This is a genomic window from Bacillus sp. XT-2 (assembly GCF_025696525.1).
In the GTDB taxonomy this organism is placed as follows: Bacteria; Bacillota; Bacilli; order Bacillales; family Bacillaceae; genus Bacillus; species Bacillus halotolerans.
Genome location: NZ_JAHVOC010000007.1, coordinates 202,845 through 228,002, shown reverse-complemented (window position 1 = coordinate 228,002; position 25,158 = coordinate 202,845). Strand labels below are relative to the sequence as shown.

The 25,158-nt window shown below is 37.1% G+C and carries 21 protein-coding genes and 2 pseudogenes; 8 read left to right on the top strand and 15 right to left on the bottom strand.

Going from position 1 to position 25,158, the window contains the following annotated elements; genetic code table 11:
* Nucleotides 1–98: 98 nt before the first annotated feature.
* A complete protein-coding gene (locus KXD37_RS18290; RefSeq protein WP_024121653.1) occupies nt 99–395 on the top strand; it encodes a hypothetical protein in 297 nt (98 codons plus the stop codon).
* Nucleotides 396–831: 436 nt separating this feature from the next.
* On the opposite strand, the gene KXD37_RS18285 is transcribed toward KXD37_RS18290, so the two are convergent.
* Nucleotides 832–1,530 carry an expansin EXLX1 family cellulose-binding protein gene (locus tag KXD37_RS18285; RefSeq protein WP_185847886.1) on the bottom strand — a complete coding sequence of 233 codons (699 nt, stop codon included), beginning with the start codon at nt 1,528–1,530 and terminating at the stop codon, nt 832–834.
* Nucleotides 1,531–1,821: 291 nt separating this feature from the next.
* Nucleotides 1,822–2,499 carry a YoaK family protein gene (locus tag KXD37_RS18280; protein WP_106021707.1) on the bottom strand — a complete coding sequence of 226 codons (678 nt, stop codon included), beginning with the start codon at nt 2,497–2,499 and terminating at the stop codon, nt 1,822–1,824.
* 196 nt (nt 2,500–2,695) lie between these two features.
* Between KXD37_RS18280 and KXD37_RS18275 the strand changes: the two genes are divergently transcribed.
* The gene (locus tag KXD37_RS18275) at nt 2,696–3,706 is read left to right on the top strand and encodes a polysaccharide lyase family 1 protein (RefSeq protein WP_395958042.1); all 1,011 of its coding nucleotides are present in this window, start codon (nt 2,696–2,698) and stop codon (nt 3,704–3,706) included.
* A 298-nt stretch (nt 3,707–4,004) separates the two neighbouring features.
* Here the strand turns inward: KXD37_RS18275 and KXD37_RS18270 are convergent, their stop codons facing one another.
* Nucleotides 4,005–4,778, bottom strand: a complete 774-nt coding sequence (locus KXD37_RS18270; RefSeq protein ID WP_263463675.1) for an acetoin reductase — start codon at nt 4,776–4,778, stop codon at nt 4,005–4,007.
* A gap of 1,589 nt (nt 4,779–6,367) precedes the next feature.
* On the opposite strand from KXD37_RS18270, the gene KXD37_RS18265 reads away from it, so the two are divergent.
* Nucleotides 6,368–6,913, top strand: coding sequence for a hypothetical protein (locus KXD37_RS18265; RefSeq protein ID WP_106021708.1), 546 nt, complete (start codon nt 6,368–6,370; stop codon nt 6,911–6,913).
* Between the two features lie 299 nt (nt 6,914–7,212).
* Here KXD37_RS18265 and KXD37_RS18260 read toward each other — a convergent pair whose 3' ends face one another.
* On the bottom strand, nt 7,213–7,569 hold the full coding sequence (locus KXD37_RS18260) for a DUF3221 domain-containing protein (protein ID WP_263463674.1): 357 nt from the start codon (nt 7,567–7,569) through the stop codon (nt 7,213–7,215).
* A gap of 354 nt (nt 7,570–7,923) precedes the next feature.
* Here KXD37_RS18260 and KXD37_RS18255 point away from each other — a divergent pair, with 354 nt between their 5' ends.
* Nucleotides 7,924–8,280 carry a YoqO family protein gene (locus tag KXD37_RS18255; RefSeq protein WP_188323043.1) on the top strand — a complete coding sequence of 119 codons (357 nt, stop codon included), beginning with the start codon at nt 7,924–7,926 and terminating at the stop codon, nt 8,278–8,280.
* Between the two features lie 153 nt (nt 8,281–8,433).
* On the opposite strand, the gene KXD37_RS18250 is transcribed toward KXD37_RS18255, so the two are convergent.
* The 3 genes from KXD37_RS18250 to KXD37_RS18240 form a co-directional block, all read right to left on the bottom strand.
* On the bottom strand, nt 8,434–8,913 hold the full coding sequence (locus KXD37_RS18250; RefSeq protein ID WP_127696950.1) for a DUF4944 domain-containing protein: 480 nt from the start codon (nt 8,911–8,913) through the stop codon (nt 8,434–8,436).
* Between the two features lie 288 nt (nt 8,914–9,201).
* On the bottom strand, nt 9,202–9,678 hold the full coding sequence (locus tag KXD37_RS18245) for a hypothetical protein (RefSeq protein ID WP_127696882.1): 477 nt from the start codon (nt 9,676–9,678) through the stop codon (nt 9,202–9,204).
* 233 nt (nt 9,679–9,911) lie between these two features.
* A complete protein-coding gene (locus KXD37_RS18240; RefSeq protein ID WP_127696881.1) occupies nt 9,912–11,327 on the bottom strand; it encodes a sugar porter family MFS transporter in 1,416 nt (471 codons plus the stop codon).
* A 609-nt stretch (nt 11,328–11,936) separates the two neighbouring features.
* Between KXD37_RS18240 and KXD37_RS18235 the strand changes: the two genes are divergently transcribed.
* The gene (locus tag KXD37_RS18235; protein WP_373690228.1) at nt 11,937–12,554 is read left to right on the top strand and encodes a thermonuclease family protein; all 618 of its coding nucleotides are present in this window, start codon (nt 11,937–11,939) and stop codon (nt 12,552–12,554) included.
* 79 nt (nt 12,555–12,633) lie between these two features.
* Nucleotides 12,634–14,073 (top strand): flavin monoamine oxidase family protein, encoded by a 1,440-nt coding sequence (locus KXD37_RS18230; RefSeq protein WP_127696880.1) that lies wholly within the window; start codon nt 12,634–12,636, stop codon nt 14,071–14,073.
* A gap of 312 nt (nt 14,074–14,385) precedes the next feature.
* On the opposite strand, the pseudogene KXD37_RS18225 reads toward KXD37_RS18230, so the two are convergent.
* The 3 genes and pseudogenes from KXD37_RS18225 to xylA all read right to left on the bottom strand — a co-directional run.
* A pseudogene (locus KXD37_RS18225) lies at nt 14,386–14,523 on the bottom strand (glycoside hydrolase family 11 protein); the annotation flags it as partial.
* Nucleotides 14,524–14,645: 122 nt separating this feature from the next.
* Entirely contained in the window at nt 14,646–16,145 is a 1,500-nt protein-coding gene (gene xylB / locus KXD37_RS18220) for a xylulokinase (protein WP_151175082.1), read from the bottom strand.
* Nucleotides 16,146–16,306: 161 nt separating this feature from the next.
* Nucleotides 16,307–17,644, bottom strand: a complete 1,338-nt coding sequence (gene xylA / locus KXD37_RS18215) for a xylose isomerase (RefSeq protein ID WP_101861431.1) — start codon at nt 17,642–17,644, stop codon at nt 16,307–16,309.
* 255 nt (nt 17,645–17,899) lie between these two features.
* On the opposite strand from xylA, the gene KXD37_RS18210 reads away from it, so the two are divergent.
* Nucleotides 17,900–19,054 (top strand): xylose repressor, encoded by a 1,155-nt coding sequence (locus KXD37_RS18210; RefSeq protein ID WP_106022526.1) that lies wholly within the window; start codon nt 17,900–17,902, stop codon nt 19,052–19,054.
* Nucleotides 19,055–19,203: 149 nt separating this feature from the next.
* Here KXD37_RS18210 and xynB read toward each other — a convergent pair whose 3' ends face one another.
* The 3 genes from xynB to KXD37_RS18195 form a co-directional block, all read right to left on the bottom strand.
* The gene (xynB, locus tag KXD37_RS18205; RefSeq protein WP_263463673.1) at nt 19,204–20,805 is read right to left on the bottom strand and encodes a xylan 1,4-beta-xylosidase; all 1,602 of its coding nucleotides are present in this window, start codon (nt 20,803–20,805) and stop codon (nt 19,204–19,206) included.
* A gap of 54 nt (nt 20,806–20,859) precedes the next feature.
* A complete protein-coding gene (locus KXD37_RS18200) occupies nt 20,860–22,251 on the bottom strand; it encodes an MFS transporter (RefSeq protein WP_263463672.1) in 1,392 nt (463 codons plus the stop codon).
* A 576-nt stretch (nt 22,252–22,827) separates the two neighbouring features.
* A complete protein-coding gene (locus tag KXD37_RS18195) occupies nt 22,828–23,109 on the bottom strand; it encodes a permease (RefSeq protein WP_105955059.1) in 282 nt (93 codons plus the stop codon).
* 540 nt (nt 23,110–23,649) lie between these two features.
* On the opposite strand from KXD37_RS18195, the pseudogene KXD37_RS18190 reads away from it, so the two are divergent.
* Nucleotides 23,650–23,873: pseudogene (locus KXD37_RS18190) on the top strand (hypothetical protein).
* Nucleotides 23,874–23,885: 12 nt separating this feature from the next.
* Here the strand turns inward: KXD37_RS18190 and KXD37_RS18185 are convergent.
* Entirely contained in the window at nt 23,886–24,281 is a 396-nt protein-coding gene (locus tag KXD37_RS18185; RefSeq protein ID WP_024121680.1) for a UPF0715 family protein, read from the bottom strand.
* A gap of 77 nt (nt 24,282–24,358) precedes the next feature.
* Nucleotides 24,359–24,634 carry a hypothetical protein gene (locus tag KXD37_RS24045; RefSeq protein ID WP_024121681.1) on the bottom strand — a complete coding sequence of 92 codons (276 nt, stop codon included), beginning with the start codon at nt 24,632–24,634 and terminating at the stop codon, nt 24,359–24,361.
* Nucleotides 24,635–25,158: the final 524 nt, after the last annotated feature.

Sequence of the window (25,158 nt, the reverse complement as noted above, 5' to 3'; positions counted from 1 at the left end):
CTTGCTCTGGCGGTTTTTTGTGTACACAGTCAACAAAAATGAAACCAATGATATAGATTGACCGTATAACATGACGAGTACATAATGGAGGCATACACATGGACGTTTTTTTAGGAATCGGTATTGCATTGGCTGGATATTTTATCGGAGAAGGATTAAAGCATATTAACAACCCAAAAGCTAACGAAAAAAATGACATTATGCTGATTAAAGAACGAGATATTTACTTTTATATCGGGCATTTTTTAGGAATAACCCAAGCGGAGGCGAAACTCTTAGCAAAGGATCTCACAGACCTCCCTCATATTGATATTAACGGAAAAAGATATGTGCAAAAACATATCTTAAGAGAATGGGTATTAACATTAGGAGAGAAACAACAAGCGAAAGATTAATGCGAATTTTTCAATAAGACGAGCTATAAAATTTCTTTTCCAAACACAACAAAAAGCAGGATTGGAAACGCTTTTTGATCAATTTATTGGTTCTTTAGTTATTTATTTAATTTGAAACCAATCAACACATTAACGAAAGCAGCCCACATATGCAAATATTGATTTTTACTTATCAAGTATAGGTATTGCTGTCTTTGGTGGAGGGGTTGCCAAATGAATACAGAGTCACCATCTAGCATCCAAGTAGCTGAAAGACAAAGACCAGTCGCAGGATTCGTTTAGCCCTTTTTCTTGAGCAGGACTTTTCATTTAAAATGTTCCTCTACCGTTGCTGTGCCAACTTGCATAAGTAAGTCACAACATTCTTATTTCATAATCATTTGCACGTACAAAAAAACGGCGGAAAATTTAGATTTTCCGCCGTTTTTCAAAGGTTTTATTCAGGAAACTGAACATGCCCGGGAACTGTGTACGCCCCAGATGTTCCGTTTGCAGGAAGCTTTGGAATCGTGTCTTTTACAACTTTTCCTCGAATGTCAGTGATTCTGACTTTAAGAGAGCCCGTTCCTAAATTGGTGCTGAGGAAATGATTATAGTCCGTTTTCTCCATGTTGATCCACTTTCCGTCTTTGTAGTATTCCATTTTCATAACAGGATACTTGTGATTTCTAACTTGGATTGCCGCCCACCACTGGCTGCTGCCTTCTTTAATCCGGTATGTGAAATTGCCAGTGATTGGCGCTTTGATCACACGCCATTTGATTTTGATTTTTCCATCTTTCATAGCACCGATTTTGCTGAAGGCATTGGGTGAAAGATCAAGGGCTCCTGGGGCACCCTCAGGATATAGATCGGTAACATAGACGATCGTCTTCCCCTTTGGCCCTTCCACTTCAAGATAAGAGCCGGCAAGAGCGGATTTCACACCGCCGTAATTAAGATCCTTTGGGTTAATTGCCGTAATCTCCATGTCAGATGGGATAGGGTCAAGAAGGAAAGCTCCTCCTGAATAGCCTGATCCGGTATAGGTTGCATAGCCTTCGTGCAAATCGTTATAGGCTGCCGAAGCCTGCGGGCAAAAACAAAGAATCATCAACATAACCACGCTAATAACAGCACTGATCTTCTTTTTCATAGACATCCTCCTAATCCAAATTTAGAATGAGAATCATTATCATTGTAATACTCATTCGATATGGATTGAAAGAGGACATAGATTCATAGATTGATTTATGTCTAATTCACTATTCTATATATATCAAAGGGTGCGTTTATACGACTATGCATTACTTATGTTCAGATGCACATATGAGCCAAAATTCTTGTTTCATTAATATGGATAGAATATGGATAGCTATAGTGAGGATCTGAAGTATATCAGCTCAAAAAATTCCCATCCCCGCTTGAAATCGCAAGCGGGAGAATTTCACTTTACCTTTTGCAACTTGGTCAGAGCAGTAAGTATAATACCTAAAATGAGCACAATCGGAAACCAGATAATAATGTAATGAAAATGTGGATCTGCAAAAGCTACAATAACAGCCCCCACACAATATAATATGATGGCCAGCGCCCTTAACACAGCATCTCTTAAGAATGTTTTATTCTGTTTAGAGAAAAACAACCGGCCGGAAAGATCCTCTAAAAGAGAAGCCAATGTTCCGGTCAAAACTGTAGAAGAAATGCCTGCAATCCCCAGTTGTTTAGCTGCTATTGTTTGTATCCCCATGGCAATACTCAAAAGGATAATAAGGATGTACACCGGAACGAAAGCAGCAGATATTGAAAGACAAGCAAAAACAAATAAAATGAACGCTTCAATTGCCAGAGCTTTTGTTACAGCGGATGGCCAAAATGTTTTCTCTGCCTTTCCAACAATGATCGTGGAAACAATCACTCCCACGATAAAGCCGATTAGCGCAGTTAAAGAATGAAAAACAGTGACTTGAAGAGATTTTCCGATTGCTAATCCCAATAAAACGATATTTCCCGTCATATTAGCAGTGAAGACGTGTCCTAGGCTTAAATAACCGATCACATCCACGATTCCCGCTGTTAAACAAAGAAGAGAAAGCAAAGTGTTTCGATATGCTGCAGCAGTCAATGGTGTATCAATCCTTTCGTGTGGTTCCAACTGTAACTCTTTTATTTGCATCAAAAAACATATAAAATCCCGGTTTTGATCAGGAATATAGACTCTATTCTTACTGTTGTCCAACTGTAATAATAATCCATATGTAAATTATTTAAATTTGAAAGGAAGCTGAGTGGCTTTGAAACGATTTTCTTTATTATTTGCCATGTTAAGTTTATTATTGCTTCTCTTGCCTGAAAAAGCTTTAGGCGCCGTCGATTTTCCAAATACCTCGACGAATGGCATTTTAGGATTTGCCGGAAATGCAAAAAATGAAAAAGGAGTCTCTAAAGCCAGCACAACCGGCGGAAAAAACGGCCAGATCGTTTATATCCAAAGTCTAAATGATTTAAAAACCCATCTGAGCGGATCAACACCTAAAATTTTAGTGCTTCAAAATGATTTAACCGCTTCTTCAAAAACAACGGTAACGATTGGTTCAAATAAAACACTTGTAGGTTCTTACGCTAAAAAAACGCTGAAAAATATTTATTTAACAACATCTTCTTCATCCGGAAACGTCATCTTTCAAAATCTGACCTTTGAACACAGCCCGCAGATTAACGGAAATAACGATATTCAGCTTTATCTCGATTCAGGCTTTAACTACTGGATCGACCATGTTACATTTTCAGGACACAGCTATAGTGCTGGCGGAAGTGACCTGGACAAGCTGTTGTATATCGGTAAATCAGCTGATTATATCACCATCAGCAACTCAAAATTCGCAAATCATAAGTACGGTTTAATTTTAGGATATCCTGATGATTCCCAGCACCAATATGACGGCTATCCGCACATGACCATCGCCAACAACTATTTTGAGAATTTGTATGTAAGAGGTCCGGGGCTGATGAGATATGGCTACTTTCATGTCAAAAACAATTACAGCAACAATTTTAACCAAGCAATTACCATCGCGACAAAAGCAAAAATATATTCTGAATACAATTATTTTGGAAAAGGCAGCGAAAAAGGCGGAATCCTTGATGACAAGGGCACCGGATACTTTAAGGATACAGGAAGCTATCCATCCTTGAACAGGCAATCCTCACCGTTGACAACGTGGAATCCAGGCTCCAATTACAGCTACCGGGTTCAAACTCCGCAGTACACAAAAGAATTTGTCACAAAATATGCCGGATCACAAAGTACAACATTGGTTTTTGGCTACTGACACAAATAGGGCTTGTATAACGCCAAGCCTCTCTTTATGGCTATGTATTGTTCGTCTGGCTTGTGTCTAAAACTCACATGCGCCACGATGTTGCTTGTCCAACATATCATTCCTGCACAAGATGAACATGCTGACGGACCAAATATTTTTTTGCCAACATGTTCACTCCATTTTCATTGAATGAACACACGGACCTCTGAATTGCTTTTCTCATTATACAACTAGGTCATTATGGTTTCATCTCAAACAAAAAGAATCCATTTCTAAAATGGATTCTTTTATTTTACTGTACATTCTATCATCTATAAACCAGGCCGCCATCAGTTAAAATAGCTTGACCGGTGATATAATCTGAATCATCTGAAGCTAGAAATGAGACTAAATTGGCCACATCTTCAGGAGTTTGATATCTTTTTAGAGCAATGTCTGAAGAGAATTTTTCAAAAGCTTCTCCTGGTTTTAAATCATCGCTATGTTTAACCATTTCCTCATCAATGCGATCCCACATTTTTGTTTTTGCAACACCAGGACAATATGCGTTAACTGTTATTTGATATTTGGCTAACTCTTTAGCAGCTGAATGTGTAAAAGATTTCATTGCGTGCTTCGTTGCGGAATATGTGCCAAGCATTTCAAATGATTCGTGACCTGCTATACTGCATGCGTTAATGATTTTGCCTTTTGTTTCTTGCTTAATGAACTGATCAGCAGCTGCTTGAGTACCAAACACAACGCCATTGACATTAACCTTGAACAATTGATTCAGTTGTTCTTCTGTTATTTCTAAAAATGGCGAAACTGCCTCAATGCCTGCATTGTTTACAAACACATCCAAACGGCCAAATGTATCTGCCGCTGCTTTAACTAAATTGAATTGGTCATCACGCTTGGATACATCCCCTTTTACTCCGATAACATGATAGCCTTTTTCTTTGAAGTCTGATACAGTTGCATGCAGCAGTTCCTCGTTAATATCATGCAGAACGACACTAAAACCATCCTTGCACAATCTCTCTGCTATCCCTCTCCCTAATCCGCCTGCGGAACCAGTAACTATCGCTACCTTGGTCATAAATATCCCCCTTTCGCAATGAGGTATAGTGACGATATATTCATTTTAACAAATCAGTGTTTCTCCACATAATGTAAACTGCTGTCTCAAAAGAAAACTTGTGTTATATTAATTAATTCAAGTTGAAATCATCGTGTGTAAAGTAATAAAGTTCTTCACTTCAGGATTGATCCCTTAATTGAGATGATCTATATGACGTGTGTAACCATGCCCTCATTATTGTTAAAGATATGGACACCAAACTCTTATCCATTTTCTTTAGTATTCATGTGCTGTAATACATTGTATTGGATTTCATTAGACCGGTACCCAATGTTTCATTGCTACGGTCTTTCCCATAGATGTAGTTTTCCTTGATTACAATACCTTTGAATTTCGTAAAAGCATGGTGTAAATGCCATTGAGTTTAATTGGTCTTGAATTCCAAAGCATGTGTGATGAAGTCGTTCTTTAACTTATATAGAAGATCATCGACCTGGTCAACTTTTTCATCAGTTAACATTCTATTTTCTTAGCAAGCTTATAATCATATGTATTGCCGATGCTACCGTCCTCTTGTTTCCTTTGTAATTCTTTAAGCTGCAAGCTTTTTCTGACTCCTACTTGGTTTACATCCTTCAACTTATATACCATTATTTACAAATGAGATGTATCGTTTATCAAATAGAGCTATCCCAATTTACATCCTTTTTATCAGATTCTTCATTTTTCAATTATATAATGTGGTTTTAAAGAGGAGAAAGTCCCCTCTTTTACACTTGTATTTCTCCATAACATAATCTGTCACATAACTCATAGTTACCGCCAGTTTGATACATGCAACGTTGATAACATCGTTGTGGATCATAAGAGATTGTTTGGTATTGAGGCACATGATAATTCAGGTAGTAAGGTGTTTGTGTATACCAAACTGGATATTGTCTAAACACATCGAACCCTCCATTCGCTCCTCTAGTTTACTGTATTGTATTTACCTCACAGCCAAATGTCATTTGTCCATACGAAATTAGGCATTCTTTAGAGCCATTGATCTTTTCGCACATTTAGTTGATTTTTTATTCTTTAACTTTATCAATTCAATATCACTCCAATCATTTTCAACTTTGACTCATATGAGCAATAAACTTCTCCTCAACCGTTTCTTAAAAACATGTCAGCAAAATTGGTTTGGAAATCACTGTCGTTAGTGAGTTTCACCTTCCCTTTCCTTCTTTTAAATCTAAATAAAAGTCTTTTTTATTTAATCTTAACTCTTTCCTAATTATGTTAAAATAGATCAAAAAAGGAAATTGTGGTGTATTTATGCTTGACTCAACTTTTCTCTTGCCATTCATGTTTGTACTTTATTTTGGTTTTATTCTTTATAGAATTATTAAGCGATTTATATTTAAGAAAGAACGAATGGCCAATGATAAGCATCTTGTTATTGTTTGTTTAATCGTTTACTTCTTTGAACTGATAAGCGTTACAATATTCCAATTGATTTAACAATCATAAAGCATTCACTAGCGCGAGAAATGATGTTTAATGGAAGATCGCAAGTGAAAGGATATAATCAACATAACTAATCATTTTAAGGTGATTCGAAAATGGACAGTATAATGAAATCTCATTTTGAAAATCTAGAAGCAAAGGACAAAAGCCTGCAATTAGAAGCCTTTCAGAATATTATTAACGCCACAAAAGAAAAAGTGGACTGGGCTTATGAAGTGTGGGATCAATTAATAGGATGGCTGACCGATCCGGATAACCACAGGCGAGCGAGAGCTGCACAGTTTCTTGCTGGTTTAGCAATCAGTGATCCGGATAAACGGATGCTGCACGACTTTCCAGCGTTATGGGAAGTGACCAGGGATTCAAAATTTGTAACTGCTCGGCATAGTTTGCAAGCAATCTGGAAGGTTGGTTTAGCTGGGCCAGAACAAAAAGAACTGGTGCTTACTCATATTATTGATCGCTTTAAAAATGGAATAAACGAAAAACATTATACATTGATTCGCTACGATATGATTGTAGGATTAAAAAAATTATACGATGAAGATAAAGATGAGCATATTAGGGAAATAGCAATGGACTTGATTGAGATCGAGAAAGATAGCAAATATCGAAAGAAATATTTGTCAGTCTGGAAATAACCACTTTTATGCAATGCTCTGCAAACGTTAAAACAGCACTACATCTTCGTGTGAGTGCTGTTTTTTATACTAAACTTGCCGCCCTCGCCCATCATGCTGCTTTTATACAGCAACAAGCTGCATTGATTGTGTAAGTGATGTTCATGCCCTTGCGCGTGGTAAAGAGAACATCTGTGTTTATTGATTTTTTTCAGGCATCTCAGCATTTGAATATAGCGCTGTTTATGGCAGTACCATTATTAAAATATAATAATTGTAGAGCTTTCTATTAAGCGATCATATGCGGGGGATGCCAACCTTTATAACCAATTGAATTTTTTAATTGTTGCTTTTGGAGGATCAGATTCTTTAAGAGTGTTGAACCACACCTTCATTTTTTTACCTTCCACAAGGTCTTCTTTGTTTTCAATTTGACTTAATTCCAATATCACAACATGATTTTTATATTTTCTTATAAGTCTATCTTGAGACAATTCAAAGTCCTCTTTTTCAGGAGCATGTTTGCCCTCAAGAAAAACGGCTGACCTTTCATCCTTAAAAAGGATAAAACCAACAAGGTTCTGCATCTTTGGCGTTTTTATTTTATTTTCTTCCTTATCATTGCAGCCCGAAATAAAAGCAAAGAACGCTAAGACCGATATCCCGATTTTATGCATTTATCTCTCCTTTTTTGGTGTATGTTTTATAACAGTGAAAAAAGGCAAATCATTTTAGAGGTAACTTATAATAACGCGACACAAGAGTACTGGACCCGGAAAGACAGTACAAGTTTATAGATTTGAAGAACACATTTACCACAGGTAAACTCTCTTCAATTCAGTTTTGCCTTTCCGTTACACATCATTCCCTAGTGCCCGCACATAAAAAAAAAATTGAATATTTAGTACATGGTACAATAAGATAAAAAAACCTATTTCGTTAACCAATAGATTAATTTACTGACATCGCATTGTGCCTATTGTGAAAAACTTGTAAACTTTTTGGGTAGCCATAAAATAAGGAGCGATTTTTTGTCTAAAAACTTAGCATTTTTTCTTTTCATCTTATGTATCATCATTTCGAAAGTCATGAAAAATATTGATGTAATAAGCACTGCAGCATCCTTTTGCTCTTTAGTTCTCGTTTTCATTTATTTTAAAGATAAGTTTAAAAAGCTAAAACCAAAAGCAAGGAGCATTCTGTTTTCATGCTTTTTAGTATTAACAGGGATTATAACTTTTATCATTTTAGAAGGACAGGTATTCATTAAAAACCACGATTTTTTTAACGGCTGGGAGATCATAGCAGTGATTATTTTGTTTGCAGTCCCTTTGATATCTGGTACTGTTTGCTTTAGATTGCTTTACGAGCATTTGAAAGAAATGTAAGCATTTTATGTACAGGTAAGGAACTAAACTCGCATGTTTTATTTTTACTTTGAATAAAAACATGCCTTTATCATGACATGTACTTATCAATCAGATGTTTCTGAAAGCAGACCTATATTTTGGACGTTCATCCCTAAACTTGCCATTGCAGATTTATCTTTTATACCATGGTTTCTCTTGTAATCTTATTTTATCTGTATGTTTTTCCCTACCGGTCTTCCACTCCACCTTAACAACTACATCATGTCCAATTACTTCATCTTCAGGCATAAAATCAAACGTAGCAATGTTGTCTTCCATTTGTCCTCCGCCTGGCATTTCTTCACCTGTGTACTCTGATAAATCATAATCTTCTCTGTCATCGTACTTTTTACCATCTATATACAATATGATTCTTTCAACAATGGTTCTTTTCGCTTCTTTCTTGTTCCCCTGCCAGTATAAATTCAAGAAGTAATTAGGGCCAATCGATGTTTTATCTGATTTTTCAATGGTAGAAACCCACAATCCGTTCCTGCTGCTTCCCTCATATTTTACTTTGTCTCCTGATATCATTGCGAAGAACGTTACTAAACAAATCAATAATAGAGCTGTAATGATTAGTGATTTTTTGATTTTATTTTTGCTTCTCATGTTTCCCCTCGCTTTCTTCATTTTATTAGTAGAATAAATGGGCAAAATGTTACTTGAAAAAGAATATAAAAAAAGCTGCTCATAAAGCAGCCCAATCATTGTCTTTTCAGTTTTGCAGCCATATAAGACTTTCTTCATTGTTCTCAGCTTTGTGATTCGCAGCGCGTCTATATCTGCCTTTAGACCGACCAGGTGTTGATTACCTGCCTGTTAACCCAAATGGAAACAAGTTTACTTACAAGTATTTTAACTCCTATGTAGGTCACTACATTGTCTAATTCACCTCTTCTAACTGAATGTAAAGGTTTGTTTTAATTGGCGTCCTTCTTTTCCTTTTTGTGTCCAAATAATAACAACCTCTAATTCAGATGCCTTTTCAGCCACCATAAAATGGTTAAACTTCAGCGGTGCACCATCGTTTAAACTTTTGGCTAAGCTTATTAAATCCTCCTTCTGTCTCACACAGTTTTCGGGACAGCCAAAAAGTGAAAACCTCGTGGTTGAATCAGGATCATTTCTATACAATTTTACATCCACTGTGGCTGCGGCTTCCCCTATGTTTTTGATCTCCATTGAATATACGTTATATTCCCCCTTTTTTGGACTCGCTAATTCCTTTGCATTTTTTGCTTCAGCTATTTCGACTGACCATTGTTCTATTTTTTGTTTAATTGGCAACTCTGTAAATGTCAGGGCTTGAGTCTTTGTTTGAACAAAAGTCAATGCAAATAATAAAACACATAAGGAAAGTAAATGCTTCTTCACTTCGTATCTCCTTCTTTCTTTTTCATTAGCTTCCCCAATATAAGTGTCCGGTATGACGCATAATAAAAAGCCCTCATATAGAGAGCTTTAATTACAAATGCAATACTATTAATATGTTCATAGACAGAAGTAAAAATTTCAATAAGATTAGTCGAAAACAATTACTTGTTATTGTCCACTTGATGAAAGTGGGCTGCTTAACCATTGCATTCAATATCATTTTAATAAGATAATCACGCTTCATGAATTGATTTTTCAGAGTCATAATTTCTATCCATTGAACGGAAATGCTCTTCTAGTTCCTCAAGTGTTCGTCCCTTAGTTTCCGGCATGAATTTGTACACAAAACCGATTGCCAAGATACCCAAAGCGACAAATATAAAGAAAGTAAAGGATAAGCCTGCAGAGCTAAGCATGATTGGAAAAGCAAAACCAATGATAAAGTTTAAAATCCAGAGGAAAAATACACTGATGCCAGAACCAAGCCCTCTTACTCTTTGCGGGAATATTTCTGCAATGACCAGCCATGTTACTGGTCCGACACAGCCCTGCATAAAGGCTAGAAATAAAACGGTCAAAGATAGCACGATATACGGGAGTGCTGCTGATCCATCAAGCACGATTGAGAATATGGCAATGAATAAAAGCGCTGTGGTCGTTCCTGATAAACCAATCATCAATATCGGGCGCCGGTTCACCCTGCCAACCAGCCAAATGCCGATGATAACGGCAATGACTGATATCAATCCATTCCCAATATTAGCGATTAAAGCTGCCTTTGTACCAAAACCGGATTCTTGCAGGATTTGAGTGCCGTAATACATAATCGAATTGACGCCTGTGATTTGATTAACGATGGCAACACCGATCCCAATCCATAAAAGACGGCGCAGCCATGGTGTAGAGAACTCTTTGATCGATGCCTTCTCTACATTTGAATCTTTGACTGCCGCTGCTTGTATTTCTTTAAATTCTGCTTCTGCCCTTTTCTCGTCACGTATGAGTTTAAGGACGCGCAGCGCCTCGCTTTTTTTACCTTTAGAAGTTAGCCACCTCGGGCTCTCCGGAACCATGAGCATACTTGCAAATAATATGAGAGCCGGTATGGCACAAAGGACAAGCATGTATCTCCAAACATGCCCTGTATCAGCCATTGCAACACCAAGAATCGCATTAAAAACGTAGGCTAAAAATTGCCCGCCGACGATCATCAGTTCATTTTGCGTTACCATACGCCCTCTTTTCTCATACGGCGCCATTTCTGCTAAAAAGGCCGGTACCATTGATGATGCCCCACCGACAGCCAGTCCCAGCAAAAACCGAAAGATAACCATCGTTAAAACATTCGGCGCAATTGCTGTTCCGAGTGATGCCAGAAAGAATAAAAAGGAAAGATTAAGGATCATTTTACGTCTGCCATAGCGGTCAGCCAATTTGCCGCACAGCAATGCACCAAACGCTGCTCCTAATAGAAGCATGCTTGTAACCAGCCCTTCTGTGACCGGTGTTAAGTTAAGTTGATCAGATCTTGCCATAAAAGGCAAGGCTCCATTTATAACTCCGGTGTCATATCCAAAAAGAAGCCCGCCAAATGTTGCTGAAATCATTATCAACTGCAAAAACGACCTAGGATTTCGTTGTTCTTTCATACCCTTTCCCCACCTTTATGAAGAATGCTTTATACATTTTTTCATTCTTGTCAACCGAGTGTGCTGGATTCACCCTTTCTCTTTTAAAGAGCAATACTCGTTTCAGCCAGGTTTTTTATTTCCCGAGACCTTATCAATCTGAAAATTAGCAATACTCAATGCAGCGAATGAGGCTTTTACAGAAACAACCTAATTGAAATCGCTTTCATTTTTTTCACAAGAAACATATCCACTTTTTTGTTATGTTCTAGTTATATTTTTGTTACATCCTTGTTAGGTTTGATATTATCATAATTTTAAAAGCGTTTTCAGTCAATAAAAAACTTCTGAAGTTTTTTAGCAATCATAGGATTTTCCCAGATAAAACGCCTAACACCAGGATTACATACTAATCCCCTTATGCTCCGAATGATTTCAGGAAATTCAGCTGAACATGTTCTATTTTCATTATGTTATGGTTATGTTTTTGAAACCTTTTTGTGATATTTGAATACTGATCAAAAGCTAGTACTCTAATATAAACGTGTTAAGAAAAATTACATTCACAATAAATAGCGATATCATTATAATGAATGTTGGTTGATTGAGATAGAAACAGAAGAAGGGGAAATGGAATTGAAGAAAGTAATGTTAGGCTTTAGTCTATTAGCTTTGAGTTTTTCTTTGGCAGCCTGCGGATTAAATGATACTGCTGAAAAAAGCCATTCAGATCTTAAACAGCCAGTTGCCAAGAATTCTAATTCTGAAGCAAAAAAAGGCTTGGTGGATGCTGTATTAGAAAGGCCTGTTGACGGAGATACGATCAAAGTTAGCTATAACGGCAATATTGACACGGTTCGCTACTTGCTCATTGATACTCCAGAGACTAAAAAGCCACATTCATGTGTTCAGCCATATGGCGAGGATGCATCTAAACGAAACAAAGAATTGGTTAGCGGCGGCAAGCTGCAATTAGAATTTGATAAAGGAGAGCGCAGAGATAAATTCGGAAGGCTGTTAGCTTACGTTTATGTCGATGGCAAGTCTGTTCAAGAAACACTGTTAAAAGAAGGATTAGCCAGAGTAGCATATGTTTATGAGCCAAATACGAAATACATAGACCAGTTTAGAAAAGATGAACAGGAAGCACAAACGAAAAAACGTTCTATTTGGAGTAAAAACGGTTATGTGAATGCCAGAGGATTTAAAGGCTGTGTTAAGCAGCACTCAACTGAAAAACACAAGTAAAAAAAAGATATAGTTCGTGATAGACACCCTTTTGAATGAATATAATGCAATAAATCAAAAAAGAGGGTGCCTCACAAAAATGAATTCTCTACTAAAGAACGAAGACATGATTGCGATTATTAGAAATGGTCTTAGCACATCACAATACCCAAAGAACATAATTGTTGTTGGCGCTGGGTTGGCCGGGCTTGTTTCTGCATCTTTACTGAAGAATGCGGGACATAAAGTGACGATTCTGGAAGCGAGTGATAGAGTCGGGGGCAGAGTTTGCACGTTGCGATCTCCCTTCAGTGCCGGGCTGTATTTCAATGTTGGACCAATGCGCATTCCGGATATCCATACTCTAACCTTGGAATATATAAAAAGATTCAGCCTGCCAACTAGTGTATTTTTGAACAGAACTCCAATGGACATCATTTACGCTAATGGCATTCAAACACGTCTTCATCATTTTGAAAGCAATCCGGGTATCTTAAGATACCCAGTTGCAGCAAATGAACAAGGAAAAACGGCCGAAGAGCTGATGCTTTCTGTATTGCAGCCTATCCTCAATTTTATTTATGTAGATCCTGCGAGAAATTGGCGGATTGTTGAAACACAATACCGGAACCATTCGTTAGGCTCTTACTTGAATACTTATTTTTCATACGGTGCAATCGATATGATCGGCGTACTTTTGGATATGGAAGCATATATGGGGATGTCCCTTGTTGAAGTGTTACGGGAATCCATCTTTTATACGTCGCCAACTCGCTTCTATGAAATAACAGGCGGCATGGATCGGCTTCCTCAAGCATTTCTTCCTCAATTAAAAGAACATATTGTCTTCCATCATAAAATGGTGAAAATATCTCAAAACCAAAACAATGTTACGGTTAACTGCATTCATCAACAGACAGCAAAACATTTGGCAGTGACAGGCGATCTCGCTATCATAACCATTCCATTTTCAACATTGCGTTTTGTACAAGTTGAACCATATGATTCATTTTCCTATTATAAACGGCGGGCCATTCGTGAACTCAACTATATTGCCGCAACAAAAATCGGAATAGAGTTTAAGAGCCGTTTTTGGGAAAAAGCTGGGCAGCGCGGCGGCAAATCGATAACTGATCTTCCGATTAGATTTTCGTATTATCCCAGCATTGACATTGGATCGAATGGACATGCTGTCGTTGTAGCGAGTTACACATGGGCGGATGAGGCACTGATATGGGACAGTCTTTCAGAGGGAGAGCGCCTCCGCTATACATTAATGAATTTATCGGAAATCTATGGTGATGTTGTATGGTCAGAGTTTGTGACCGGCGCTTCTTTTAGCTGGACCCAAAATCCATATTCAGCCGGGGGTTTCACAGCTTTCGAACCAGGACAGGAATTACAGCTGTATCCATACATCCCTGCCCCTGAAGGGAAAATACATTTCGCTGGAGAACACGCCTCACTTACTCACGGATGGATGCAAGGAGCAATTGAATCCGGAATACGAACGGCGTATGAAGTGAATCGTATAACTTAAATCCTACGTTTTTTATATTCGTTTTAGTGACTCCTATAGATAGATTTGATATTGCTTTTTAATGACGAACATTGATTTTGTTGAATATTATAGAAATAGCAATTAGATCGTGTAGCTTATCAAAAACACCCCATCACATTTAATGTGAGGGGTTATTTGTGCGTAGACAATACTTCAGATTTGATCGTAAATCCAGAGTTTGGACTGATACCAAATCAGGATTTGAATTAAAACTTAAAAGGTTGATTTACTGCTTGAATTTCCTCCCGGATTGAAGGTTGCGTTGTAATGAATTGACATGTTTCCAAGTTATGAGTGAGTCTTGGTTGTATCAAATTTTTTGCCTTTTCGGAATAAAGCATTCCCAATGCTACTCCACTGGGCACTATATGCGCCGCCGCTATTGAGCGTCATACTTGTGTTCCCATAATCCTTCCATTCATATTCATAGCTAGGGAGCCGATTTGAGCTGTAGTTTTGTCATCAAATGCCTTTGTTGATGATTAGTCGTTAATTGTTTTTTCGTTGATCCCCTGACAAAAAAATACACTCTTTACGAACCACACTTATAATTAGTTTTTTCGAAAGCTCTTCAAGGCTGTATTTAGATCCTTTGTGTGAGTGTAAATTTTCTTATACACATCAAATAGTGTTTTATATTTTTGAACATTTTGTTCCTTTGGATAAAATGTAGCAGCCTCACGAATGAACTGCTCTGCACACTCTTCAAGAGATTCAAACCACCTACTTCCAAAGGCAGCTAGCATAGCAGCACCCATGGCTGGGCCTTGTTCATTTGCCAACTTTATCACCCTCGCATTGAAAATATCAGCTTGCATTTGAAGCCACGTTTCATTTTTAGCTCCTCCACCAATAGAAACAACGGTATGCACTGATTTTCCCGCTTCTCGAAATAGCTCAATTGATTCATGTAAAGAGAATGTAATGCCTTCCATAACCGCCCTCAAAAAATGCTCTCTTTTATGTGCTCCATCCATTCCAATTAAGCTTCCCCGAATAGAAGAATCAGCATGTGGCGTTCTTTCACCTACCAAATAAGGAGTGTATAGCAGTCCATTTGCTCCTATTGGAATAGATTCCACCCCCTGCAATAATTGCTCAAACGATTCGTTTGGGACAAACGTTCTTTTGAACCAGTCCAAGCTGTACCCTGCAGCGAGCGTGACTCCCATCGTATAAAAAGAATCCTTTTTTCCATGATTAAAAAAGTGCACTTTCCCTTTAAAGTCTCTTTCTTCGCCTTCTTCGTATGAAAGTATGACCCCTGACGTTCCAATACTGCATAATGTTTTTCCGGAAGAAAGAATGCCGGCTCCAATCGCACCACAAGCATTATCTGCTCCCCCAGCGTACACTTTTGTTTTTTCCGACAGCCCTGTCTCAGCCGCAACGTTCGGAAGCAGCGATCCTACACAACCATGAGATTCAACAAGCGGAGGACAAATATCTGCAGAAATACCAAATCGATTGCAAATATCATCGCTCCACTCCTTGCGAGTAATATGTAAAAGTAACGTTCCTGCTGCATCGGAGTATTCGGTGTGAATGGCACCGGTCATACGAAATCTCACATAGTCTTTCGGAAGCAAAAAAACAGCCGTTTTTTTAAAAAGTTCAGGCTCATGTTCCTTCACCCATAAGATTTTAGGTAATGTAAACCCTTCTAAAGCACGGTTTTTTGTGATGTTAAGCAGATTATCACCGAATTTCTCGGTCATCCTAATACATTGAGGCGTGGTTCTGGTGTCATTCCAAAGAATCGCATGACGTAACACCTGCCGATCCTGGTCAAGCAGTACTAACCCATGCATTTGTCCTGAATAACTTATCCCGTCAATATCCTTGGCTTGAACGTTGGATATGGAAACCAATTCAGCCAATGCATCAATTGTTTGCTGCACCCAGTCTTCAGGATTTTGCTCACTATACCCTGCCTTCTCTTGAATGAGCGGATAACTTTTGGACGTTTCTGCACAAACCTTGCCGTTTTGATTAACTAAAATCGTTTTAACAGCACTCGTTCCAAGATCTATTCCAATGACATACTTCATTTTTTCACCTCTTACCCTTATAAAAAAACCATTCACTCTAAATAAATCCCAATTATAGAAATTACCCGTCATAACAATAAGCAAAAGGTAAGGAATCATGACGGGCAGTCTCAGGTATTAGCTATCATGCTATACCTTTTTATAGCGGTTCTCTTTATCTGTTATACTTCTAAAATGTATTGGTTCAATATAGCTTTTAATCGCTCCTGTCTTCCTGATTCGTTTTTGATTGCTGTATTATTTAGCGCATATTGCTCAAGAGTATGGAAATTAGCTCTTCCTTCTGTAATTTCAAGACCTATTCCTTCAGTAAAGCTGCGATAACGATGTTGAATCACATCATCAAACACACGATCTTCGATTAATTTATGGGCTACTCTCAATCCTCTTGCAAATGCATCCATCCCCGCAACATGGGAATATATTAAATCATCAGGCTCAAAAGAAGACCTTCTGACCTTCGCATCGAAGTTTAATCCACCGCTCCCAAGGCCGCCATTTTGCAGGATTTCGTACATTGCTAATGTCGTAGAATATAAATCCGTCGGAAATTCATCTGTATCCCAGCCTAAAAGAGGATCACCCTGATTCGCGTCAACAGAGCCAAGAAGACCATGTACTCTTGCCATCCGTAATTCATGTTCAAATGTATGCCCTGCTAATGTGGCATGATTGGCTTCGAGATTTAATTTAAAATGATTGTCTAAGCCATATTGCTTTAAGAAGGCAATGGTTGTTGCTGCATCTGTATCATATTGATGAGTGGTCGGCTCTTTTGGTTTTGGCTCAATCAAAAACTGCCCTGTATATCCGATTTCCTTCGCATAATCCACTGCCATATGCATGAATCTCGCCAAATTATCAAGCTCCAATTTTAAATCGGTATTTAACAATGTTTCATATCCTTCACGGCCGCCCCAAAATACATAGTTCTCGGCGCCAAGCTCTTTTGCTGTTTCTAACCCTTTTTTTACTTGTGCTGCAGCATACGCAAACACATCTGCATTGCAGGAAGTCGCCGCACCATGGACGAAACGGGGATTCGTAAACATGTTTGCAGTATTCCATAATAGCTTAACGTTGCTATTTCTCATATACTCTTTAATCATGCCCACGATGATATCTAAATTGTGATTTGTCTCTTTTAACGTACTTCCTTCTGGTGCAACATCTCGGTCATGAAAAGCAAAGAATGGTGCATCTAGTTTTTCAAACATCTCAAATGCTGCTTCTACTCTCGCCTTCGCCAGATCCATTCCTTTATAGTGATCCCATGGCCTTTGCATCGTAGCTGCCCCAAAAACGTCTGTTCCATCAGCGGTAAATGTATGCCAATAGGCAATAGAAAACCGCAAGTGCTCTTTCATCGTTTTTCCGCCGATTACTTCTTGGGAATTATAATATTTAAATGCTAAAGGATTAGTGGAATCTTTCCCTTCGTAAACCACTTTGTTTACGCTTTCAAAATAGTTGACTGAACTAGAATGAGATTGAGCCATGTTATTTCCCCCTTAAAAATCATTTCAATACAGTGCAATTTATTTCATATTGTAAGTAAGTTGTCTATTAGTTTGTTGTTCGAACAAACTAACTTATTTTAATCTTATATAACCTCATCAGTATTTTCAATATTTTTTTTGTTTTTTATGAACACATTAGCTATAGTAAAGGTAAGATTAGCTATGTACTATGTCTCATACTGAAAACAATACATTTCAACTTAATTTAAAGATTATACAAATGGAGTGGATTAAGTGGTTATCGCTGATCAAACCTTTGTCAAAAAAGTAAATCAAAAGTTATTATTAAAAGAAATTCTTAAAAATTCACCTATTTCAAGAGCAAAATTATCTGAAAAGACTGGATTAAATAAATCAACTGTTTCATCACAAGTAAACACGTTAATGAAAGAAAATCTTGTTTTTGAAATAGGTCAGGGACAATCAAGTGGCGGAAGAAGACCTGTCATGCTTGTTTTTAATAAAAAGGCAGGATACTCCGTAGGAATAGATGTTGGTGTGGATTATATTAATGGCATTTTAACAGATCTTGAAGGAACGATCGTTCTTGATCAACACCATCATTTGGAATCGAATTCTCCAGAAAAAACCAAAGACATTTTAATTGATATGATTCATCACTTGATTACGCATATGCCACAATCTCCATACGGGCTTACTGGTATAGGCATATGCGTGCCTGGACTAGTTGATAAAAATCAAAAAATTGTTTTCACTCCGAACTCCAACTGGAGAGATATTGACTTAAAATCTTTCATACAAGAGAAGTTCAATGTGCCCGTTTTTATAGAAAATGAGGCGAATGCTGGAGCATATGGAGAAAAAGTATTCGGTGCTGCAAAAAATCACGATAACATTATTTATGCAAGTGTCAGTACAGGGATAGGGATCGGTGTTATTATCAACAATGATTTATATAGAGGGGTAAGCGGATTCTCTGGAGAAATGGGACATATGACAATAGACTTTAATGGCCCTAAATGCAGTTGCGGAAACCGAGGCTGCTGGGAATTGTATGCTTCAGAGAAGGCTTTATTAAAATCTCTTCAGACTAAAGAGAAAAAAGTGTCCTATCAAGATATTATAGACCTTGCCCACCGGAATGATATCGGAACTTTAAATGCATTACAGACTTTTGGATTCTATTTAGGAATAGGCCTTACCAATATTCTAAATACATTCAATCCTCAAGCCATCATTTTAAGAAACAGCATAATTGAATCGCATCCTATGGTTTTAAATTCAATTAGAAGTGAAGTGTCGTCCAGGGTTTATTCCCAATTAGGCAATAGCTATGAATTATTACCGTCTTTCTTAGGAAAAAATGCACCGGCATTAGGAATGTCCTCCATTGTTATTGATCATTTTCTGGATATGGTTACAATGTAATTTATTATTAAAATGTACAGATCTCTATGTCCTGCGCTCATCTTTAAAGATGAGCTTTTTGTTTGTTATATTGATGTTGAATAGGAGTATTTCTGAAGGATATGAAAAAAGGAGTTCTAAAATAGAAGTCTCCTTTTTTCATGAAACAATTATTTTTCTTTATAGCGAAAATATCTAAAGTCGGCCGGAATATGATTACCACTGGTATCTTGGCATTGCATCCCTACAAAGGCTCCCGTGAAAAATCCTCCTCCACGGATGTAATCATCTGATAATTTTTTCGATCCCAATGCAATGTCAATTTTGTGCCAATCTTCTTTGTTAAAAGAATAAAAATAATAATAATTTTCCTTTTCAATATTTACTTTTAAATATACATACTTTACTTCACGAGGAATAACAATTTTATTTTTTAATGGTTGTGAAAAAGAAAAGTTATCACATATTGTTAATTCAAGAATACGGCCAAGGTCTTCATCATGCGTGACTTGAAGAGCAGTCCAGTTCTCTGTATTGTAATAGTTCACCAATCCAGCGGCTTGTTGAAAATTCTCCGGATAAAACTCAACAGCCGTTTCTGCTTCAAAATGGAGACTTTGCCAACGCCTGGCTACAAATGCCTGAGTAAATGTCGAGGTTAATGATTCATGGCCGTATAATCGTAAATGATTTGGCACTTGAGTTAATGAACCTAATTCATTCGTAAACGGGATCCTTAAAGTTTGAAAATTTATATTTAACTTTGAGTCCTCAAATTCATCAACTTCCGGGTACGTTGCTTGAAACATTGTATTAGGTATAGAAGGCGCTTCTACCTCCAAGCTTCCTTCTTTTCCACCTACTACATAAGGCCAATCATCTTTCCAATCCAGTTTTTGAATAGCTGTTTCTCTACCTAAAGGGCAATATCCTCTCTGCTGAAAAATTGAATCATCGTCAGGATGAATAGGACGGCCCGTTAAATGAGCTAAATACCACTCATCTGTATGTGTTTGAACAATGGATGCATGACCGCATTTTTGCAATGGATTTCCAGGATCATGCCATGATGTTAAGATTGGATTATCGGGATGAACTTCATATGGACCCTCAATATTTGTAGAACGGGCAATTGTAGCAGCGTGTTCAAACCGTGTTCCTCCTTCTGCAGTCAATAAATAATAATAGTTCCCGATATGATAAAGGTGCGGAGCTTCTGTTAGTTTTCTATCGGTCCCTTTAAAAATAACTTTCGGTTTACCAATTAATTTTTTCTCCTCATCAGAATATTCCTGTATGACAATTCCTCCAAATGAATGCCGATCAATACGCTGATCCCATAACATATTTAATAAATATTTTTTTCCATCCGTATCATGGAACAAAGAAGCATCAAATCCTGAGCTATTTAATTTGATCGGATCCCCCCAATCACCATTAATCGTTTCACAAGTAACTAAATAATTATGACAATCTTTCCAAGCGCCATCTACTACCTTAACATCCGTATAGATCAGCCAAAACTTACCGTCACTATAACTTAAACATGGTGCCCAAACTCCGCCTGAATTAGGGTTTCCTTTCATATCTAATTGTGAAACTCTTTGTAATGGATGTGCGACTAAGTGCCAATTCACTAAATCTTTTGAATGATGTATCTGGACACCTGGAAACCACTCGAATGTAGATACAGCGATATAATAATCCTCTCCTGCCCTACAAATACTTGGATCGGGATTGAATCCTTTAAGTACTGGATTGATAATCTTCATTTGAACTCCTCCTCAGCTATTTTCTTAATAGGCTTCTCTTATTTGGTGCCATTTTCATGCCTTGAATTCCTCAATATTATCCAAATAAACTTTATCTCTATTCTCTAATTCTCGTACCATTTTTTTGTATTTCTCTTCATCTAAGTTATAGAAATTAATATCAATCATGGCTAGAACCAGCAAGAACACGGGAATGATTGTTGCTGTAATTAAAATTCCCGTTAATGCCTCCGGGGTTTGTGTTTGATTTGCCACGTATCCAAACTTATCTAAAACCAACCCAGGAACAATCCCTCCCAGTGCCATACCGAATTTAAAGAAAAATCCGATAATAGCATAAATGAGCCCACCCATTCTTTTCCCAGTCCTATACTCTCCATATTCTATTGTTTCAGGAATGAGCGCCCACATATATCCCCCGGCAGTGAGACTTCCGGCAGCAGCAATTAATCGAAAGAAGAGTATTAGATATACATTACTTGGCGGAACAAATAGTAAAGCTAAGAGGCCGATAATATTCAGTAATAATGCATAGTTTAGTAGTTTTTTCTTCCCCAATAATTGATGAAGCCTTGGAATAAACGGTAAAATGACCAAAGCAGGCAAACTTCCAATCAAACCGTACCACTTCACTAAATCCTCTCTTCCCAAGTTATATGTCACATAATAGATGCCAACTGAATTACTTATTGAATTCACTCCAAAAATAATAATAAAGAAAATGCTTAATACAACAAGTGGACGATTCACATGAAATTGCTCAAATATATCCGATAATTTAATTTTCTCCTCAGACTTTTGAAGAGTGACACGCTCTTTTGTGCTTTTAAAACAAAAGATTAAAAGGCACCCACCTATCATTCCCAAAATACCCATGGTTAGCTGCCAGCCAAGAGATTCGTTGCCGGAAGTATCGCTTAAATAGGCAGCCAATAAGGGAACAAAAAATGCAACGACAAGTCCCCCAAGATTCGCAAATAACATACGAACAGATGTTATACTAACAACTTCTTGATTATTTCTAGTCATTGCAGAAGTTAACGCGCCATATGGAACGTTTATGGTTGTGTATGTAAGCGACAAACCAACATAGGTCATATAGGCATATATTAATTTCCCCATGTCTGAAAAATCTGGAGTTGTAAAACAGAGTAATGCAAGTACTACAAATGGGAAAGCTCCGAATAAAAGATACGGTCTAAAGCGTCCAAACCTGCTATTTGTTCTGTCTACTACTGTTCCAATAAAAGGATCAGCTAGAGCGTCGATGATTCTAACCACTAAGAACATGGTACCGGCTGCTGCTGCCGATAAACCAAATACATCTGTATAGAAGAACAAAAGATAAGTAGACACCGTTGCATAAATTAAATTACATGCAAAATCTCCAGAAGCATAGCCAACTTTTTCAGTCATGCTAATCTTCTTTAAATTTTCACTGACCATGATTTTTCCTCCCTTTTCGATCATTAAATAAGGCACAGTATGAAATGGTATAAAAATTTCTCAAACTCACCTCGGCCGGTAATCGTTTATAAAAGCGCTTTCAAAAAATCACAAAAAATATGAGTGGTTTAACTTCACAGATTATTCTTCATCGAACAAAATGATCTGATCAGCAAGCAGTAAATTCATCTTTTTTCGTTGCACTCCTATACTTGGGAAAGGATTAAAGATACACTCTTTTGTTATATATATTGTTTAGCTCCAATTAAATCGAGCCTTTTATTCCCCCTTTATATTTAGAAATAACCTTATCTTATGGAACTAATAAAGTCACCTTCATTAGTTTGTTGACTGGACAAACTAACTTGACTTAATATTATAAAATCCTATCAACTTTTTCAATGTTTTTTCAGAAAATTTAAATTCCTGCAGCAAATATTGATTATTGCTTTTTTTAACAGTCAGTTTCTCAAATATCCTGATTATTCTCTTCAAAAAGATTTCATTCCTTCTAAGAACCCTGTAAAATTTTAAATTCATATAAACTTCACTTGAATAAAACAAAAAGCAGTCTATTCAGAACTGCTCCTTAGTGTTCTCTTCTTTTAACTTTTTGTTTAGCTTGAAACCAATTAAGACATTGATCATCGCAGCTGGAAAATATAAAATTCCTGCTCCCATTATTCCTAACGCAGTGCTTGAACCTACTATAAAAGCCTGCATTTCTGTATTTCTTGACTTCAAACTAAGTAATACTAGAATACCCGCTAAAACCCCTATAAATCGAGCAATGCCTGGAATAAAGAAATCGGTTAGGATTCCAAATATTTGTCCAATAATTGATAACACAATCCCCATAAAACTGGATAATACAACTAATGTTTTGATAGCTTTTCACCCCTTTTTAAATCCGTTTCCAATATTAAACCGCTTTTGATACAGGTCTACAAGTATAGCAGCCCGCTCTACAAACCCTCTCAGCTGCCATGCTTTTTGACTCACCATTCTCTTTCCGCTCTATTCCAATACAAATAAACACTCCTTACCCTGCGACAATGGCGATTAGCTTTATTCAAGAACTCTGCAAAGGCGGTGTATTCTTACATGAATGCCGGAGATGTGGAATAGAAAAGAGCATTTAACTTAATACTCTTTCAGAATTCTCACAGTCCGTTTCCAGAAACTTATATACTTTACTTTTCTTATTTAAGCTCTTTCTTTTTATTCCTTTTGTAACCTGCATAAGAGCCGGCAAAAATAGCTATAAACATGGCAATCCAAATAAAAATGTTCAAGTCAACTCCCCCAATTTTAAATAAAACACTTCTTTTGCTTTTTCCTCTCCAATAAAAGCTCATACCGTGTTATGGTTTAAAAAAACTTTCAAGGAGTGGTTCTTTGCTTAAAGCTTCAAAAATTTTGATCTCATGTGCAGCTTTAATCCTATGCGTATATTCTTTATATCATCAAAGTGAATTCCTCTTGGTTTCTCTCCAAGTATTAGTTGCACTTCTCTTTGTTTTAATGGGAGTGGAGACACTTTCAAAGAAACAAACAAGGTCTGCGTATTTGGATCAGCGGCTTTTATACTTGTTGTGAACGTTGTGAAATGCATGATTTAAATAGTAAATAAACTAATTCCGCAGGCATATGGAATCCCAGAACCAATAAATTAACGCAGCAACAATGCTCATTATGTAATAATTTAAGCTCCTGAACACTGTAAGAGCACTAGGCGGATAATCAACAAACCAGAACACGAACACAGCCAAAAAAGCTACTGCAGTATAAATTAAAAAATGGATCAAACTGAACTTTCTGGGATTTCTTCTTAGTAATAATTGTAAGGGAAAAGCAAAGATTAAGTAAGTGATAAAAGAGTAGAATGCAATGATGCCTATTGTGATTAAGGCGATCGCCATAAATCCCGAATAAACAAACATATACAAGCCAAAGACTAGACCATATGACAAACTCGAGAATACCAGAGTATAAACATAACTGTTTAACGTCTTTTGATTGAGGCTCAAATCAGCACCCCCTACCATGTATCAACCAGTTATCCAATTGTTCAAAATCTTCATCGATTTTCACGTCTTTTTAAAAATTAGACTCCGAATAACAAAGTTCCACCTATAAAAAAGAAGAAAGGGAATAGTAACAAAATTGAATTTAAAATGATTCCCCATATAGCCCACCGTTTATTTGTCTTGATTGAAACTAACGCGAGCATTATCCCTATAGGTGAGAGTAATAAAGGGAACAATACCGGCATTCCTTGCCACGGCATTGAAATAATCCCAGTCAAAAAATTAATTATTAATATAGCTGAGATAATTGGAAAAGCAAATGAAAAGATGACTGCAGCTTTTTTAAAATTCATATTAAAAGTAAATCTCCGTTCTCTTTAAAATCGTATTTTTATTAAAAAATATATTAAGACGTCATTGTCTCCGTGCTATTGCTTCAACAACGCTTTATTTAATTTTGAGAGATGCTTCAAACCTTGCCTCAGTTCACACTGAGCTTAATTCTTTTCTCATATCCCGAAAATAGGGTTTATCTTAATGGTTTTCTATTCGTTATTATCAAGGAAGTGAAGAAACTTAATGCCATTCTATTCTATGTATTGAGTAGACTTCAATTAAAATTTAAAAAAGATCGGCAGATGCACGAACATCTAACCGATCTGCAATAGATAGCTGATTCTCGTACTTCCACACTCAAACACTCTGTGTTCTCCCGGTTCCGTTACAGTTTCCTTCATTGTACTGTAGACGTTTCACTAGCTGGTGATGGCTTCACAACTATTGGCAGCTGTTAAAACCTCAGCGGTATACACTGTGCCAGATTTGATGGCAATTTTCTGATTAAGCCTCATATTCTTGTTCATTGGGATTAAGATTT